We start from the raw sequence: 15,977 nt of genomic DNA, 5'->3' as shown, positions 1-15,977 counted from the left end.
CAACGACCAGTTGAAAAATATCTCCCAAATAGAACATTCTCGGCACCGTAGTCTTCACGGTTTTATGTTGAATTTACTCGGTGGCTTGATTGCCTACTGCTTAAAACCAGAAAAGCCATCGCTTAATATAACCAGCACAGAAAAAACTGGTTTGATGGCGATGGCTTAAACCGATCTGAGGTTAATTAGGTTAGATGTTTTATTCACCATAATAATTATTCAATTAGCAAGGAAAGAACATAATGAGTAATAAGCTCAGTAGTCTGGCATTATCAACAATGCCTAGAATATGCACAATGGCATTAGTCACTTCTTTTTTATTAGTCGGTTGTAATTCGTCGGATTCAGATTCAGTAAAAGTTGAGCCAACTCCAATTCCGAATCAAGGCACGTATCCAAACGATATGGAAGTTGTGATTTATGCGATGGATCCAGTTAGTTCTGTTGTTGCTAAGGCTGCTGATAACGGTGAAAAAACGCTACATATTTGGAATAACGGTGAGTGTAGTGCATTAGATGGTGGGAAAATTACTGGTTTCAGAACTAAGCAGGCAGATCTTGATTGGGCTAAAGGTGGTTTACCTGCCACTGGTCACGACGGTATTGGTTATTATTGGATGCTGCCACTGAAGAGTCAGGCTGAAAGTGATTGCGTTAATTTTATTATTCGTACTTCCGATGGAAGCCAGTCGCCAAGCTTAAAGATTGATTTTTCAACAATCAAGGATCGTCAGGCGTTTGTGCCTGTTGATTACACATCAATTCTAGATAATCCCAATGACCTTGTTCCTGTCACTTTGAAAGGGGCCTCCGCGCATTGGATTGATGAGGATACTTTGGTTTGGGGTGAAGCAAAACAGGCAACATCAGTAGAGTTGTATTATTCCCAAACAGCCAATATCAAGTTTGATGATGAAACTCAGAAACTTTCTGGCGGAACAGCAATTAAGCTGTCTGATGGTACCGTTAGCAAAACCACGGGTGAAAAGTTCCCGCTGTTAAAAGGTTGGACGGCATTTGATATCTCAGGAGATACTGATTTTAAGCGCGATATTTTGAAAGGGCAGTTGATCGCTGTGGCGCGTGATGCTGCTGGTAAGCCAATGATGATCACCAAGGTTCAAATTCCAGGTGTTCTTGATGCGCTTTATACCGGTGGTAAAGCTAGCGAAGAAGATCGGAATGCAGATCTGGAAACACTTGGCGCCGTGGTTGATGAAGCCGGGAATGTAACTTTTGCGGTGTGGGCGCCAACGGCACAAAGTGTGGAATTACTAGTTTATAAAGATATCAGCGACATAGATAATCCGGTAATGGCCGAAGGTTATCCTCAGCAAATGCTCGATCAAGATGGTGACGGAGTCTATAAGGTGAGTCCGAAGGATGTTGTTTCAGGCAGCTATTATCGTTATCGCGTCAAGGTTTACCATCCGGTCAGTGATGATATTGAGTTGTTTGAGACAACTGACCCGTATGGGCAGAGTTTCTCAACCAACAGCCATTTCTCGCAGGTTGTTAATATGAACGATCCTGAGCTGGTACCCGATGGTTGGAACGACTATAAGTTTGACCCTGATGCTAAATCGACAGATGCGTCACTCTATGAGGTTCACATTCGTGATTTCAGTGTTAATGATACATATGGTACGCCTAAATATAACGGTAAATATATGGCATTTACTGAAGAAGAGCGTGAAAGTGTTAAGCACCTGAAAAGCATGGTCGAGTCGGGCCTGAGCTACATTCATCTGACGCCGACGTTTGATATCGGTACGGTTAACGAAGATCCGGCTAAGCGCATCGATCTGAATAACAAAGTTGGCGATCTTTGCAAATTGAATGCGACAGCGGGTGTCTGCAAGAGTGTCGATCATAACCAGACACTAAAATCACTGCTGGAAAGTTTTGACCCAAAATCAGATTCTGCACAGGCGCTGATGAATGATATCCGTGACTTTGACTCATTCAACTGGGGTTACGACCCATATCACTACAATGCGCCGGAAGGTAGTACCTCGACTGATGCTGAAGGAACAACCCGGATCCGGGAGTTCCGTGAAATGGTACAGGCGCTCCATAATATGGGGCTGAAGGTGGTTATGGATATGGTATATAACCACACTAATGCATCCGGGCTGGCTGAACAATCGGTGCTAGATAAACTTGTGCCGGGTTACTATCATCGCCTGAATGAAGTGTCTGGGGTCGTTGAGCGGTCAACTTGCTGTGATAATACAGCAACCGAGCATACCATGATGGAAAAAGTCATGATTGATTCACTGGCGATGTGGACGCGTGATTATAAGATTGATTCCTACCGCTTTGATTTGGCTGGCTTCCATATGAAGTCGAACATGCTAAAGGCTAGGGATAAAGTTCATGAGCAAAACCCGACGAGTTATTTCTACATGGAAGCTTGGGATTACGGTGAAACAGAGAAAAACCGTCTTGGTGTGAATGGCTCCCAGTGGAATATGGCCGGAACCCATTACGGTACATTTAGTGACCGTTTGCGTGATTCTGTTCGTGGTACCGTTTATAGCGATAGTGGCGAGACAATGACAACCCGCAAAGGTTTTGCCAATGCCGGCCCAGTTTATAACGATGCAAAGGAAGTTAAAGAACTCAATCGATTGACTGACTTGGTTCGCCTGGGTATGGCTGCTAACCTGAAAAACTATTTGTTGGTAGATCAAAACGGTGAAACTAAGCGTGGTCAGGATATTAAGTATGGTGATCAGCGCGCAGGATATGCGGACAACCCGGAAGAAACTGTCAACTATATTTCCAAGCATGATAATCAGACTTTGTGGGATATCAACCAGTACAAGATCGACAAAAAAGCGTCATTGGATGAACGCATCCGCACTCAGAATGTGGCTAACAGTACAGTGCTATTGGCACAAGGGGTACCGTTCTTCCAGCTTGGTGTATCGTTACTGCGTTCTAAGTCAATGCAGCGTGATAGTTATAACTCTGGTGATTGGTTTAACAAGGTTGATTTTGATTTAGATAATCAGGATCTGACGAATAACTGGAATGTCGGTTTGCCGCGCTGGGATAAGGACGGAACAAACTATCCGTATATTAAGTTAGCGATTGATAATGTCCAGAAACCGCACCGTGAAGATTTACTCTTTGCTGATCAGCAGTTCAAAGAGTTGTTGAAAGTGCGCACAACAAGCAAGCTATTCCGTCTTGATACTGCAGACCAGATCAATCAGCGTGTAGATTTTCATAACACCGGTAAAGAGCAGGTTCCGGGTGTTATCGTAATGTCCATTGATGATGGCATTGGGTTGGAGGATCTGGATCCGAATTACGATGCGGTTGTGGCTGTGCTAAATGCTACGGTTAATTCTCAGACGATGACTGTAGCGGGAGCGAGTGATTTCAAACTGCATGAGATGCAGGCCAATGGTGTTGATGATGTGGTCCAGGGTTCATCTTTTGCGGAAGAAAAGTTTACGGTTCCGGCGCTGACAACGGCAGTCTTTGTCAAAAAACAAGCTGGCTTGCAGGGTAATGGGCTGCCTGTTGGTAAAAAAGATACTTCTAATTTGCCAACTTTTGGTGATACTGAACTTTATTTGAAAGGTATTAACAATGACTGGGGCGATACAAATGCGATGACGTTCGCAAATGGAGTCTACAGCCTTCAAATGGCGCTTGGTAAAGGTGACCAGGTATTTAAGGTTGCAGATGCTAAGTGGAGTGATGAAACTGACTTTGGTATGGAGAAAATAGAGTTAGGTACAGGTTCGCTGCCATTGGTAGAAAACAGTGGCAACATTGGTTTTACCGCAGCAGTTAAAGGACTGTATCGCTTTACTCTGGATGCTTCTGTTGATGCGAAGAAACCGACTGTAAGTGTGGTATTGGTAAAAGAAATTGATATTACAAAGTGCTCTAAACTTGCAGATAGCTCGGAGGCAGCCCCGCTAGGCGCAACAAAGCTGTTTATGAAAGGTAGTCACTCTGGATGGGAAGCTCAGGACGCGTATCAGTTGAAATACAAAGGTAACAATGTTTACCAGGCGTATTTTTCTTTGAACACTGCAATCAAAGGCATCGGATTTAAAATTGCAGATGAAGATTGGAAAACACAATATACAGTTACTGATGCTGATAAGCTGAATGAGAGTATTGAGTACCCGGTTGTTCAAGGAGATGGCAGTAACAATACGATTGACCTGACAGCCGCTACTTACAGTGTGAAGCTGACATTTAGTGCGAAAGACAATAAACAGGGCATGTTAAAATTTGAGCAATGCCAATAACCCCCTCTGATTGAAGTTAGAAGTAGCGACCTTTACATGGGGTCCCAATAAAGCCGAAGCATTAGCTTCGGCTTTATTGTTCCTTCGTTCATGATTGATTCATTTTTGTTTGGGTAGAATGCAAGCCAAAGAGATGAAAATATCAATAGATGAAAGAGGCACGTTATGAAAAATTTTGTTGCGAGTGTCGTTGCACTTATTATCGGCTTTTTCACCTTAATACTGGCAGCCGTAATGGGGCTGTTTGTCGGGATTTCGGCTTTAATCGCACGGCCATTTATTAAGAAAAAAGTGGCAGCTGTATATGAGGAAGTGATTAAACAGCAAGGACATGCGAAGGCCAGTAATCCAACAAGAACGGTGATTGATGGCGAGTATGATGATATTACAGACAGGTCTAAGAAAGAGCCGCAATCACATTCGTTCCGTCATGCTACCCAGTTATAGGTCATGCATACATTGTGATATTTAAGTTTTAAGGAAAGCGCCAGTAGAGAGTACTTCTGGCGCTTTTCTGTTTAAGACATTTATTTTAAAAAAGCTACTTTTCACGTTGTTGTATACAGCTGAAAAAATCCGTTAAATCTTGCTTTTCTGCATTGAAGCGATAACGGTTACCTGACGTTTTGATTTCGAAGTGTCCGTTATCTTGTTCAACCAGCTTGGTAAACACATCAAAAGCCTGCTTGTCGCTGGCACCTCCGAGCATGACCAATCGCGTTACGCTGTGTTTGTTGCCATTTTTTCGCCAGTTTGCGGTAAAAATTTCTATCGGTTGGCCTGAACGGTAGTAGCTAATATTCTCAAACCCGGATGGGTGATTGATATCTGCTTTAATGGCAATGTATCGTTGCCGATGGAGCTTGTCGGTGATCATGGCTAATTGCAGCTTGCTTTCGTACTGCTTTTGATCATTTTTGAAAAGGTGGAAGACATCCAGCCTGCACTGTTTATCGTTAATATCTGTTGCACTGGTTGGGTGTAAAGCAGCCAGTAGTGGTGCGCAAAAGAGAGCAAAAAACGCATTGATAAACCAAAACAATAAAGTGAAATAAGACATACAACATATTTCCATCCTTGAAGATTAAACAAAATAATAGTGAATGATGGTTGTTGCTATGTGTATCATTTCATAAACAGATTGAATAATTATTAATGGAAAACGAAATACCCATAACTTATGGGTTGTAAATTTTAGCTTTGACCATTCGTCGGTACTGGCTTGGAGTCATACTGAACTGTTGCTGGAATCGGGTAGAAAAGTGGTAGGCATCTTTGTATCCCACTTGCTCGGCAACATCCTGTACGGACATGCCAAAGTCCCGGAGCAACTGCTGTGCCGCTTCCATCCTGACTTTTTGCAGGTATTGGTGTGGTGACTCTCCAACCTGATCTTTAAATTTGCGATTAAAACTACGTAGCGGTAGTCCGCAATGATCAGCAATGCTTTGTGCGGTTATCGTTTTTGACAGGTTGCGTTTTACCCAGTCCTGAGCCAAGGCTATAGATTCATCAAACTGTACTTGTCCGCCGATTTGGTAAAACGGCTGTTGGGTGGATTTTGAAATTTCATGGCCAAAGTGAGTTTCAATAATGTTGGCTGTTTTTTGACCGAAGCTCTCAGCGATCAGGTAGAGGATCATTTCGGATTGAGAGTTGATACTGCCTGTACAAAAAAGCCCGTTCGCGGCGGTAATTGATGCTTGTCGGTTTAGTCTGATGTTGGGATAGCGAGCTGCAAATTTGTCATAGTAATACCAATGTGTTGTTGCGACTTGATTATCAAGCAGGCCGGTTTCGGCAAGCCAAATTACTCCTGTGCCGGTAGCAACCAACTTTGCACCTTGCTGATATTGCTTTATTAACCACGGAATAATTTCCGGAGATTGGCGAAGAGTTACCAGAGGGTTTCCCCACATCGGAGGCAAAATGATGATGTCGAATGCCTGTTGATTTTGAAATGTGATGTCCGGTTGCAGTTTGAGGCCTGCAGGTACTTCTGGTGGCTCAGTGCTAGGGGCAACCAGCTTGATTTCAAATGGAGCCTTTTTTTGTTGTTGACGTGGGCGTAGGCTGGCAGCACTGCTTAGCATCTCGGCGGCTAGCGATATACCAGTGATTAATGCTCGGTGGTAGAGTGCGAAAGCAACTTTCATAGTTTGAATCACTTACATTAATGTGGCCTGATTGGCAGTGATTTTGGCATATATGCAAGGTGATTGAACAGTGTAAATTGGTAACCTATACCCACTGCAATAAATAAGATAGGTTTAGGATGACAAAGTTACCGTTAATTGTTGGATTTGGTGGAATTAACGCTGCTGGTCGTAGCTCTGGGTTTCATAGTTATAAGCGTATGGTTTCTGATGTATTGTCTGATGGCGAGATGGAGGCCACTTGGCAAGATCTCGCAAACCGCATGGGCTTGGCTAACAGTGATGATCTAGATCCTGAACTTATTGAAGCAATTAAAGCTGGTACTTTGGTGCGGCGTATTGATTCTTTTGACCCTGACAACCTGCTTTATCAGTATAAAGCAAGTTTCAGTACGGATAGCGAGCAGATTGCTTTTACGCTCCGTAAGTCAAAACTACCGACGATGATCCCTGATAACTGGACGGTCGAAGAGCAAGGCAGCAAGGTGAAAATCACCGTTAACGGAGCATTGGATGCATTATTGGAAGATCGGGTATCGTTTCCGGTCAGCAGTGGCGGCAATATTCCTGCAGGTTTTGACCCGGGTAAGCTATACAATTCTCGCTTTCACCCTCGAGGTCTTAAACTCACTGTCTATGGAGCATCGGATGCGTTGAATTCGTTAGGAGTGGATTGGTCTGAAGTCATGAAGCATATTAAGCCTGACGAAGTGTCGGTGTATGCTGGCAGTGCTTTGGCTCAGGTTGACGACCAGTCGTTGTCAGGAATGCTGGCTGCACCGTTAACTGGCGGGCGGGTCAGTTCAAAAATGATGGCATTATCTTTGGCAGAAATGCCGGCAGATTTTGTTAATGGTTACGTGATCAACAGTGTTGGTACAACCGGTACCAACATGGGGGCATGTGCGACTTTCCTGTACAACCTGCGTCAGGGAATGTATGACATCCAGCATGGTAAATCGAAAGTTGTGGTCGTCGGTAATGCTGAAGCGCCAGTAGTTGCTGAGATCATGGAAGGCTTCCGTGTGATGGGAGCTTTGGCTGAAGATGAGCAGCTGAAGGCGCTTGATAATAGTGATGTGGTGGATAACCGCCGCGCATGTCGTCCATTTTCTGAAAACGCTGGTTTTACGATGTCAGAGTCATCACAGTTTGTGGTGCTGATGGATGATGAATTAGCGCTAAAACTTGGTGTGACTGTCTATGGTTCGGTTGCTGACGTTTTTGTGAATGCTGACGCGAACAAGAAATCTATTTCTGCGCCGGGTGTTGGCAATTACGTCACCATGGCGAAGGCAACAGCACTGGCAAAAGCTATTCTTGGCGAAGAGGGTGTGAAGCGGACTTATGTTCAGGCTCATGGCACGGGAACACCGCAAAACCGTATTACGGAAAGCCATATTTTGAATGAAGTTGCCAAGACTTTCTCAATTGATAATTGGCCTGTAACTGCCATTAAGTCTTACGTTGGTCACTCTATGGGTGCTGCGGCAGGAGATCAGCTCATCGCCTCTCTGGGTGTATGGCAATATGGCTGGATCCCAGGTATTAAGACGATAGACCATATTGCCGATGATGTTCATCAGTCGAACCTGAATATTTTGACTGAACACGCCTTTGCCGGCGAGCAAGGAGAAGATTACAAAGCCGTTCTCCTAAATGCCAAAGGTTTTGGTGGTAATAATGCAACAGGTTTGGTGTTGTCACCAGCACAGACCATGACGATGCTGAGCAACAAGTATGGTGAGAAGACGATGCTGGCTTACCATGACAAGAATGAAAAAGTTAGAGTTGTTGCTAAAAAGAACGATAAAGCCGCTTGTAATGGAGTGGAAACAATCCGTTATCATTTCGGTGAAAGTGTGATGGATGATGGTTCAGTAGCAATGACTCAGGATGTTATTAAGTTGTCGGAATTTGAGCATGCTATTGCATTACCTCAAGTGAATCCTTACGCCGATTATAGTTAACTATAGGCGATAGCATTCTTAAAGCATTTGAGTAAGCGTGAGGTGGTTAATTTAACCACCTCACGCTTTTTTATTTGTAATAAGACTATGTTTTATACCAATCGGGATAAGCAAAATAGAAGTTTATTCGATTGGATATCAGTATTAAATGAAAGTAAGCTGCGCATATTTTCGGTTGAATAGCCTCATCATGCTCTTTGAAAGAATGATAAATAATTACAAAGTTAACCAGGCTAGGGAGGTTTCACTTGGCAAATATTATGTTAATTGCCAACCTGAACTGTGATCGGGTTTTATTGCTTGATAAACCATTGACGACAGGAGGCCGTCATCATTATAAGGATAGCGGTCGTCGTCTTGGTGGCGGGGGAGCCAATACAGGTTTAGGTTTGGTATGGGCTGGCCATAACGTGGCATTGGTAAGTCAGGTTGGCAGTGATGAAACCGCAGACTGGTTATTGGCAGAAGCAAGTTTACATGGCTTGAATTGCGGGTTGTTACACCGTAATGATGTGGGGACGCCAGAATTGTTGTTGATTATGACGCCGGATGGTGAAAGGACAATTATTCGACCTGAGCGGCTTAAGTTTAAATTAGGCACGCCACCTGATTTTATCCGGTGGGATGCACTGTATATAAACTCTTCTGCTATTGGTTGTGAGCTATGGGCGGAAGCAGCCTTGGATAAAACGCTGGTCGTTGCGCAATTGGCCAAAGATGAACGCTCAAGGCCATGTCATGTGTTGATTACATCTAAGTCAGATCTTGAAGGTCGAAGTGAATTGTCTGTCTGGGAGTACGGTGTGACGATTGCCGGTGATCAGCTGCGCTATTTTGTTGTTACCGATGGCGCGGAAGGGGCGACAGCTTATACTGCTGGAGGTTTTTTTTCTGTTCCAGCCGTTACTTCTCATGTGGTAGACACCACGGGAGCTGGTGACGCTTTTGCGTCAGGCTTGATAAATGGGCTTGTTAATCAGCTCTCAATCCAGGATGCAATGGCAGAGGGAGCTCGATGGGCTTCATTTGCAGTTGCAACGGAAAGCTCAATACCGGGTGAGGCACTAAAGCAATACTTGATGTCTGTTTGAACTAGTCTCCGGATAAAAAAAGCGCAGGTAAATTTACCTGCGCTTTTTATAGAGTTACTGAAATTACTTCTTCAGCTTAGTGATTTTTGCCTTGTTTTTGATTGCTCGGCGAAGGCGCAGACGACGCTCAGCATCAGACTGATCTGTTGGGTTATTCTGACGGCCACCACGGTTTTTAAATGCAGGTTTGGTATGCATTTTTTGTAAAAGAGCATCACGGTTGGCTGGCTCATAACCTGCAAGCTGGATACGGCGGATGCGCTGTTGGATGAGGTTTTCCACTTGTACCAGAGTCAGCTCTTCTTCGCGGCTTACGAAAGAAACAGCATGGCCTTTTTGTCCGGCACGACCAGTTCGGCCAATACGGTGAACATAGTCTTCAGCCAGGAAAGGCATATCATAGTTAACAACATGCGGTAGTCCCTGGATGTCTAGGCCACGTGCTGCAACTTCTGTTGCAACCATTACGCGAGCTTTACCTTCCTTAAATTCATCCAAAGCACGGCGGCGGGCACTTTGTGCTTTGTCACCATGGCACAGTACCGCTTTGATGCCGTCAAGCTTCAATTCTTTGACAAGCTCGTTGGCTGTTTCTTTGTAGTTAACGAAAACCAGTACTTGCTGCCAGTTTTTCTTGCCGATAAGTTCAGATAGCAATTCGCGCTTACGATCATCATCTACAGGATAAACTACGTGAGCAACAGTATCTGCAGTCGCATTTTCCGGGCTTACTGAAATACGTTTTGGCTTGCGAAGGATTTCATTGGCAAGTTTGTTCATCTGGGTCGAGAAAGTGGCAGAGAACAGCATAGTCTGAGGTTGTGAGCGGATATCACTCATGATTGTTTTAATATCGGCAATAAAGCCCATATCCAGCATGCGGTCTGCTTCATCGAAGACAAGAAATTCAAGGTTAGCCAGAGAAACGTTGTTTAGTTCCATGTGCTCAATCAGACGTCCCGGAGTTGCAACAAGGATATCTAGCCCCTGTTCAAGTTTCTTCTCTTGGGAAGCCATCTTGGTACCACCATAGATAGCGGCGACATTGATGGAAACGTACTTGGTGTAGTCTTCGATATTTTTGGCAATCTGTGCGGCCAGCTCACGAGTTGGAGCAAGGATCAATGCACGGACATTGAAGCGGCTGCGTGGCTTCGGATTGTCACAAATTTTCTGAATGATAGGCAAAGCGAAGGCAGCCGTTTTGCCGGTACCTGTTTGCGCATTCGCAAGAATATCGTGACCGCGACGAGCATGTGGAATCGCTTGCTGCTGGATTGGCGTTAATTTCTCGTAGCCGCACTCGGTAAGAGCACGCACAATTTCCTGAGAAAAGCTTTGTGATGAAAATGACATTCTTTGTTCCTAAAGCAGACGGCAGAGCCTGACCAAAAATACGGTCGCCGATTATAGAGGAATAATGACCCGCTGTGGCGACAAATTTATGTGTTTGGCCGATATTTGTTCATTTTTAAATATAGAAGTTACTATTTCACCTTGTAGTTACATAGCTATATATGAAATTTAAAGAAAAAGCGCATAGATACAAGGCGGTTGATTGCAGAGATATCCAAATCAAGTCCAATCAAAGATAAGAAGGTCAGTTTATCGGAGAGCTTAAAGCGGGAATATGAATGAAATAAGGCCACGTTGCAGTGGCCTTGTATATTTTTTATCGCTGCTGTTATTGGGGAACAGTCTGCGAACCGATTTTGATGTAAAAGTGTTGGTCGCAACCAGCACATTTGTATTTCTGGTGGTTTCTATGTGTGATAGCTCGTTCCAGAAAGTTTCGTTTTACTCGGTATGTTTTTGTTTTTGTTTTAGTTTTGCAATTTTCGCACATAACGAAATTGATTAACCTTAGCCAATTGAGCGGCAAAGTATAGTTAGTTTTAGTGTTGTTTCTGTGACATTGCTCGCATATAAATAAAAAATACACTATTTTAAAAGGAAATTATCTTAATAATCCTAGGTTTATGTGTAAAAGGAATGTGTTGTAAGATGTTGTTTTAGAGGCGAGTACATAACGTTAGTGACACTGTCATGCAATTGGGCGTTTTATCTTGTTGGGAATACTGAACTTCTTTTCACTTGGCGATGAAAAGTGAAGGTATCCTGTTATATACTGTCCGTTGGACAACTTTTTACTGGTGAGGCGCACCAGTGATGTGTGAAGTTGTGTAAGTGTATTTTTAAGGTAGCAACATGAATTTAAAACAAGACCTTCAGCAGATGAACAATCGTTTAGACAAGTTACGTCGTAAACTGGCTGGAGCGCAGGAGCGTGGTGACAAGGCAATTTCCGGCCAGGCTCAGCAAGAGATTGAAACGCTCACTAAGAAAATCAATAAAGCAAAAGCTCAGCAGAAGCGCCAGGTAAGTAAGAAAGGGAGCGATGTTAGTTCTCTGCCGTTTAATCGTGCTCTGACTAAAACCGAGCAGGCTGATATGGGTAAACTAAAAAAGTCAGTTAAAGGCCTGGTAGTGGTGCACCCAATGACGGCGCTTGGCCGTGAAATGGGTATTAAAGAAGTGAGCGGTTTTGCGCCAAAGGCGTTTTAAGCCTGTTTTAAACAATATGATCAGTGCTTGTAGTGTTCCTGCTGGCGCTGATTTTTTTTGTGTTTCTCTCTATTTATTATGTAAAAGGAATCGCTGAATGAAGCTTGCCGTTCTGGAACAGCCATTATTTGACCTTCTTTACCGTGATATTCATGAATTTCGTACAACCTTTGATTTGGACATTGAAAACCCATCGACGTTGAATGAAAAAAATGATGCGCTTCATACGTCTCTGGCCGTTGAAGAGCTGACAGAGTTGGCAGAAGCTGATTCATTGGTGGAACAAGCTGATGCGATTGTTGATTCTGTTTACGTTCTGATGGGACGACTTGTTCACCTTGGTGACAAGCAGGTTGAAGCAAATCTGGGTATTAGCTACCTGATTGACTTACTGTTACAAATTGCCCAGCGCTTGGAGATTGATTTTGTGTCGTGCTGGAATGAAGTGCATTCGAGCAACATGAGCAAAGTGTGCCGTAATGAGCAGGAGTATGCTGATACAGAGTCGCACTATGCTAGTCAGGGTGTTGAGATTGTAGGAAGCCAAAAAGGTGAGTACATCATTGCCAAATGTGCAAAGGATGTCGATTTGGAAGGAAAGAGCATTCGCCAGGGTAAGGTATTGAAGTCTGTTTATTACCGTCCCGCGAATTTGGTAAAACTCGTTATTCGATAAGAACAGGTTGATGGATTCTCAGATCTTGGAAAATTCCCGCGAGGCTTATCCAGAGCTTGGTCGCCAACTATTCACTATGACATGGCCGATGTTGTTTGGTGTGTTCTCGTTAATGAGTTTTCAACTTGTTGATAGTGCATTTATCGGTCAACTAGGGGTTTTGCCATTGGCTGCTCAGGGTTTTACCTTGCCGATGCAAATGGTCATTATCGGCCTGCAAGTTGGCTTGGGCATTGCGACTACCTCATTGATATCGAGAGTATTAGGTGCCGAGCAGGTTTTGCGAGCCAAACAGCTTGGTGGGCTGGTGGTATTGACCGGCGCCGCTAGTGTGTTTTTAATTTGCCTGTGCATCTGGTTTTTACGAGCACCTATCCTCAGTTTACTGAGCGCGCCGGATGAAGTACTACCTGTTATTGACAGCTATTGGCCGGTTTGGCTGGTAAGCTCATGGTCTGGCGCCATGCTTTATTTTGCTTACAGTCTATGCCGGGCGAACGGTAATACCATGCTTCCCGGTAGTATGATGATGGTAACCAGCCTGATGAATATGGTGCTGGACCCACTTTATATCTTTACGTTTGATATGGGGCTTGTCGGGGCTGCATGGGCAACCGTAACGGCTTTTGCTATCGGTATCCTGGTCGTATATCCGTCAGTGATTAAACGACATTGGATGAGTTTTGACTGGCATGGTTTGGATGTCGTTAAATCGGTAAAAGAGCTGCTCAATATTATGGCTCCGGCAATGCTGAGCCAATTGTTACCGCCGTTGTCTTCGATGTTGGCAACAAAGCTGGTTGCCGGTTTTGGTGCGGCGACGGTAGCGGCTTGGGCATTGGGATCTCGCTTAGAATTTTTCTCGATTGTGGTGATTTTGGCACTGACAATGTCAATGCCTCCGATGGTCGGTAGGTTGCTGGGTTCGAAAGACATCAGAAAAATAGAAGCTCTGATTAATCTGGCTGTGAAATTTGTGCTGATGTGGCAGCTTGTGATCGCGGTAGTGCTATTTGTGACGGCACCTTTCCTGACAGAGCTGCTTTCCAGCGAAGCATCAGTTCGCGATGTATTGTCCGTTCATCTTAGTTGGGTTCCGCTAAGTTTAGGCCCTCTGGGTGTATGTATGCTGATGGTTTCTATCTGCAATGCGTTGGCTCTTTCGATGAGAGCACTGTTGATTTCAGGTTTGCGGCTATTCGTTTGCTTCTTGCCTGTTATATGGATAGGGACGCAGCTTGCTGGTTTGCAAGGGCTGTTTATTGGTGCAATGCTCGGTAATATTGCAGCAGGAATGGTTGCCTGGTGTCTGTATCGACAGGGGATCAGGCAAATTGCTGTGAAATATCGCTAGTTTTAGTTTCGCCCGGTTATTATTCAGTTTGGTATTACCGGGCGAATTTGTATTTGAGGACTAGATACCGATTGGTATTATGCTGTCCGAATATAAAATAGAAAAGGAACCGGAACAAATGGGTACATTTACTATCGACTCAAAGGTTATGAACTACCTGGATAAAGGTGAAGGGCCTGTACTCGTTTTGGGTCATAGCTATTTGTGGGATCACACAATGTGGGCACCACAGATTGAAGTGCTGAGCCAGCATTACCGTTGTATTGTGCCTGATTTATGGGCTCACGGTCAGTCTGATGCTGCTCCGGAAAAGACCCGTTCGTTACGTGATTATGCGGATGATATTCTGGCATTGCTCGATCACCTTAATATAGAAGAATTTTCAGTGATCGGCCTGTCAGTCGGTGGTATGTGGGCGGCGGAGTTGGCTCTTAAAGTACCTGCGCGAGTTAAGGCTCTGGTGATGATGGATACTTTTATAGGTTATGAACCAGAAGTTACCCATGCTAAGTATTTCGGGATGCTGGATACAATTGCCGAGCAACAGGCTGTTCCTGCACCGCTGGTTGATGTGATCACGCCGATGTTCTTCGCCAAAAACGCGGTTCAGGATAATCCGGAGCTTGTTGCTAATTTCCGAGAATTCCTTGAGAACCTGAAAGGTGAACGAGCGGTAGATGTAACACGAATTGGTCGCATGGTGTTTGGCCGACGAGATACTTTCGAAGATATTGAAAAGCTGACGTTGCCGACTTTAATTATGGTTGGTGTCGAAGATATGCCGCGCCCACCTTTAGAAGCACAGTTGATGCATGATGCGATAGATGGCAGCGAATATGTTGTGATTCCGAAGGCGGGTCACATCAGTAACCTGGAGCAGCCTGAGGTAGTTACTAATAAGCTGATTGAGTTTATGGAAAAATCTATCTAATTTCTTAGATGTCGCTGAGATATTAAACAGCTGGCCATAATGGCCAGCTGTTTTTGTTTTGTTATTCGGAGAGAAAATTCTCAGAAAGCCTGGTGTTGCTGGATAAATTGGATGGAGTGTTGGTTGAATTCATCTGGGCGCTCGACATTACAAACGTGGCCGCAGTTCTCGAATTCAGTCAGGTAGCTATGTTGATGTTTGTTGACCATTTCTTTTACTGGCTTGATGAACATATAGTCATTACTACCCATCAGGTAGAGAGTCGGTATAGCGAGATCTTTCTCTTTAAAATATTTCATTAACGGGTTTACATCTGCGGCGAGTTTAAACCAGCGTTTGAATTCATTTTGGCAAAGCTTTTTTGCTTCGCGGATAAACAGGCTCCGCGATTCTTTTTGTGCTTCTTGTGGCATCACGATGTAAGCAAATAGGCCGTAGAGCCACATGTAGGGAATGATGTGTTTGCATAGGTTGCCCAATTGTACCAGGACCTGTGATTTGGCATCCAGCCTGGTAACAGCCCCGCCTAGCACCATCGTTCTGACGCGCTGAGGGGCGAGCTCGGCTAAATTGCGGATAATAATGGTGCCTAGCGAGATACCGACAAAATGTGCTGATTGGATCTTGAGATGATTGAGCACTTCAAGAATATCAGCGGTGACAGTTTTGAAAGTATAGGGACTTTTGATCATGTCCTGGAACATGTTGTTAGAGCGGCCATGTCCTCGAAGATCGAGTAACAGTAGATTGAAATGTTCTTTGTAGGCTTTAAGTTGTTTAAACCAGATAGAGGAGCTGCCTCCTGCTCCGTGTACAAATACCACCCATTCTTGACTCGAAGGATGGAGGTAGGTTTTATGGAACAACAACTTATCTGACATCATGACCTCTAAATTTAGACTGCTGATAAGTTAACAATCAGCGGCTGAACCGGAGTTTAACATGACTTTTTAT

The 15,977-nt window shown here is 44.2% G+C and carries 12 protein-coding genes and 1 pseudogene; 9 read left to right on the top strand and 4 right to left on the bottom strand.

The genetic code is table 11. From position 1 onward, the window contains the following. The 3 genes and pseudogenes from Q0852_RS02470 to Q0852_RS02460 all read left to right on the top strand — a co-directional run. Positions 1-169, top strand: a pseudogene (locus Q0852_RS02470) (IS982 family transposase); the annotation flags it as partial. Positions 170-242: 73 nt separating this feature from the next. Further along, complete coding sequence (gene pulA, locus Q0852_RS02465) at positions 243-4,280, top strand: pullulanase-type alpha-1,6-glucosidase (protein WP_299013425.1); 4,038 nt, start codon at positions 243-245, stop codon at positions 4,278-4,280. Between the two features lie 165 nt (positions 4,281-4,445). Beyond that, the gene (locus Q0852_RS02460; RefSeq protein ID WP_299013424.1) at positions 4,446-4,727 is read left to right on the top strand and encodes a hypothetical protein; all 282 of its coding nucleotides are present in this window, start codon (positions 4,446-4,448) and stop codon (positions 4,725-4,727) included. 94 nt (positions 4,728-4,821) lie between these two features. Here Q0852_RS02460 and Q0852_RS02455 read toward each other — a convergent pair whose 3' ends face one another. Together Q0852_RS02455 and Q0852_RS02450 are read right to left on the bottom strand one after the other, a co-directional pair. Next, entirely contained in the window at positions 4,822-5,340 is a 519-nt protein-coding gene (locus tag Q0852_RS02455; RefSeq protein WP_299013423.1) for a hypothetical protein, read from the bottom strand. Positions 5,341-5,458: 118 nt separating this feature from the next. Beyond that, positions 5,459-6,436 carry a GlxA family transcriptional regulator gene (locus Q0852_RS02450; protein WP_299013421.1) on the bottom strand — a complete coding sequence of 326 codons (978 nt, stop codon included), beginning with the start codon at positions 6,434-6,436 and terminating at the stop codon, positions 5,459-5,461. A gap of 119 nt (positions 6,437-6,555) precedes the next feature. Between Q0852_RS02450 and Q0852_RS02445 the strand changes: the two genes are divergently transcribed. Beyond that, positions 6,556-8,406 (top strand): beta-ketoacyl synthase, encoded by a 1,851-nt coding sequence (locus Q0852_RS02445; protein WP_299013419.1) that lies wholly within the window; start codon positions 6,556-6,558, stop codon positions 8,404-8,406. Between the two features lie 248 nt (positions 8,407-8,654). Continuing rightward, positions 8,655-9,497 (top strand): PfkB family carbohydrate kinase, encoded by an 843-nt coding sequence (locus Q0852_RS02440; RefSeq protein ID WP_299013417.1) that lies wholly within the window; start codon positions 8,655-8,657, stop codon positions 9,495-9,497. A gap of 63 nt (positions 9,498-9,560) precedes the next feature. Here Q0852_RS02440 and Q0852_RS02435 read toward each other — a convergent pair whose 3' ends face one another. After that, positions 9,561-10,853, bottom strand: coding sequence for a DEAD/DEAH box helicase (locus Q0852_RS02435; protein ID WP_299013415.1), 1,293 nt, complete (start codon positions 10,851-10,853; stop codon positions 9,561-9,563). An 852-nt stretch (positions 10,854-11,705) separates the two neighbouring features. On the opposite strand from Q0852_RS02435, the gene Q0852_RS02430 reads away from it, so the two are divergent. From Q0852_RS02430 to Q0852_RS02415, 4 genes are all read left to right on the top strand, one after another. Further along, positions 11,706-12,062 (top strand): YibL family ribosome-associated protein, encoded by a 357-nt coding sequence (locus Q0852_RS02430; protein WP_299013413.1) that lies wholly within the window; start codon positions 11,706-11,708, stop codon positions 12,060-12,062. A gap of 97 nt (positions 12,063-12,159) precedes the next feature. Next, a complete protein-coding gene (locus Q0852_RS02425) occupies positions 12,160-12,738 on the top strand; it encodes a nucleoside triphosphate pyrophosphohydrolase family protein (RefSeq protein ID WP_299013411.1) in 579 nt (192 codons plus the stop codon). A 10-nt stretch (positions 12,739-12,748) separates the two neighbouring features. Continuing rightward, positions 12,749-14,092 carry an MATE family efflux transporter gene (locus Q0852_RS02420; RefSeq protein WP_299013410.1) on the top strand — a complete coding sequence of 448 codons (1,344 nt, stop codon included), beginning with the start codon at positions 12,749-12,751 and terminating at the stop codon, positions 14,090-14,092. A 118-nt stretch (positions 14,093-14,210) separates the two neighbouring features. Continuing rightward, complete coding sequence (locus Q0852_RS02415) at positions 14,211-15,023, top strand: alpha/beta fold hydrolase (RefSeq protein WP_299013408.1); 813 nt, start codon at positions 14,211-14,213, stop codon at positions 15,021-15,023. Between the two features lie 80 nt (positions 15,024-15,103). Here the strand turns inward: Q0852_RS02415 and Q0852_RS02410 are convergent, their stop codons facing one another. After that, the gene (locus tag Q0852_RS02410) at positions 15,104-15,904 is read right to left on the bottom strand and encodes an alpha/beta hydrolase (protein ID WP_299013448.1); all 801 of its coding nucleotides are present in this window, start codon (positions 15,902-15,904) and stop codon (positions 15,104-15,106) included. Positions 15,905-15,977 lie beyond the last annotated feature (73 nt).

Source organism: uncultured Photobacterium sp., assembly GCF_947502415.1.
Lineage (GTDB): Bacteria > Pseudomonadota > Gammaproteobacteria > Enterobacterales > Vibrionaceae > Photobacterium.
This window is presented reverse-complemented; position numbering and strand designations above follow the sequence as displayed.